Origin of the sequence: Enterorhabdus sp. P55, assembly GCF_009911695.1 — a bacterium.
Taxonomy (GTDB): Bacteria; Actinomycetota; Coriobacteriia; order Coriobacteriales; family Eggerthellaceae; genus Enterorhabdus.
Genome location: NZ_QWKK01000203.1, coordinates 1 through 1,898 on the forward strand (window position 1 = coordinate 1; position 1,898 = coordinate 1,898).

Genomic DNA, 1,898 nt, shown 5'->3' on the forward strand with positions numbered 1-1,898 from the left:
CGCGCCGCGCGCGCTGCCGCCCAGGCCGCCGGGTCTCCCCGGCGCGGCGCCCGCGGCAAGGGCGCCCCGGCGCCCGCCATCCTCACGGGTATGTACGAGCGTGGCAGTCACCGGCTCATTCCCGCTGCGACGTGCCTGGTGGAAAACGAGCGGGCCAAGGCCGTCACGTTGGCCGTGCGCGACATCATGGCCCGCCATGGCATGGAGCCCTACGACGAGGACGCCGGCACCGGGTTCATGCGCCACGCCGTCGTGCGCGTGGGGCATCAGAGCGGGGAGGTGCTCGTCACCCTGGTCACCAACGGCGTGGAGTTTCCCTCCGCCAAGGCGTTCTGCCGCGAGCTCGTGCGCCGCTGCCCCTTCGTCACCACCGTGGTGCAGAACGTGAACACGCGTCGGACCAACGTCATCCTGGGCGAGGAGGAGCGCACGCTCTACGGCCCCGGATTCATCCTCGACACCCTCTGCGGCCTGAGCTTCCGCATCTCGTCGCAGTCGTTCTACCAGGTGAACGCCGCGCAGACCGAGGTGCTCTACGACTGTGCCATCGCCCTGGCTGGGCTGGACGGCACGCAGGAGGTCGTCGACGCCTACTGCGGCACCGGCACCATCGGCCTGGCGGCGGCCGCCCGGGGAGCCGCGCGTGTGACCGGCGTGGATAACGTGGAGTCCGCCATCCGCGATGCCCGCGCCAACGCCGCCCACAACGGCATAGAGAACGCCCAGTTCATGGCTGCGGACGCCGGCGTGTTCATGCGGGCTCTGGCCTCTCGCCGCGCCGACGAGGAGGCGCCGGCGCCCCTCGTCGTATTCATGGACCCGCCGCGATCCGGCTCTACCCCGGAGTTCCTCGACGCCCTGGCCGCCCTCGCGCCCGAGCGCGTCGTCTACATCTCGTGCGACCCGTCCACCCAGGTGCGCGATGTTCGCCGGCTTGTCCGCGCTGGCTACGAGGTGACCGCCGTGCAGCCCGTCGACATGTTTCCCCACACCGATCATATCGAGTCCGTCGCCCTGCTCGTCCGTCCCGAAGGAGCCCGCCCGTGAGTTCCGTTGCCGACTCGCCTGCTGTCGCATTCGATGCCGTCCCTGCCGTGACCGGCCCCCTCGCCGCTGGTGGCGTCCCCGCCGCGACCGTTGCCTCCGCGGACGCCGACGCGTCCCTGGCGAGCCTGCCCGTCGTCCTGCGCCCCGGTCGGGCCGTCGACGTGCCCGAGCTGCTGGACATCTACAACCACCAGATCGTGAGCAGCGTATCGCCCCTGCACCTCGAGCCGCGCACGCTTGAGCAGTGGGAGCAGTGGTTCGCCGATCACCAGAGCGAGGTTCACCCCCTGGTAGTGGCCGAGTCGGCCGGCCGCGTTGCCGGCTACGCGTGCCTCTCGACCTTCCGCCCGCCCGCGGCCTACCTCACCACGGCCGAGCTCTCCATCTACGTCCGCCGCGATGCCCGCGGGCGCGGCGTGGCCACCCTGCTCATGGAGGCCATTCTCGGCAAGGCGCGGTCGTGCGGCCAGCTGCACTCGGTGGTCTCGCACATCACCGGCGACAACGAGGCCAGCCGCGGCCTGCATCGCAAGATGGGCTTCGAGCTCTGCGGCACCCTGCGCGAGGCCGGCCTCAAGTTCGGGCGTTACCACGACGTGCACGTCTACCAGCTGCTGCTGGAGCAGGAATGAAGAGGCGGGAAGGCGCGCGCCCCGCGTCCGCGGAGCCGAATGACGGCTGCGCCGTGAGGCCGGCCGGATCCGCCGCCCCGCCTGAGGCGGCCGGGGGGCTAGGCGCAGACGAGCCCGGGTATGCCGAGGGGGGCGCAGGGCCCGCGCGCCCCGCAGCCGCGGAGTCGGGCGGCGCTGGCGGGATCGGAGGTGCGGGCGCGTCTGCGGGCCACGGCACCG

General features: G+C 72.2%; 2 protein-coding genes. Both read left to right on the plus strand.

Translation table 11 applies throughout. The features are described from left to right. A partial coding sequence (rlmD, locus tag D1643_RS10770; RefSeq protein ID WP_160710608.1) for a 23S rRNA (uracil(1939)-C(5))-methyltransferase RlmD occupies positions 1-1,047 on the plus strand: 1,047 nt, incomplete at its 5' end. Beyond that, positions 1,044-1,679, plus strand: coding sequence for a GNAT family N-acetyltransferase (locus tag D1643_RS10775; protein ID WP_201751100.1), 636 nt, complete (start codon positions 1,044-1,046; stop codon positions 1,677-1,679). The genes rlmD and D1643_RS10775, both read left to right, overlap by 4 nt. Positions 1,680-1,898 lie beyond the last annotated feature (219 nt).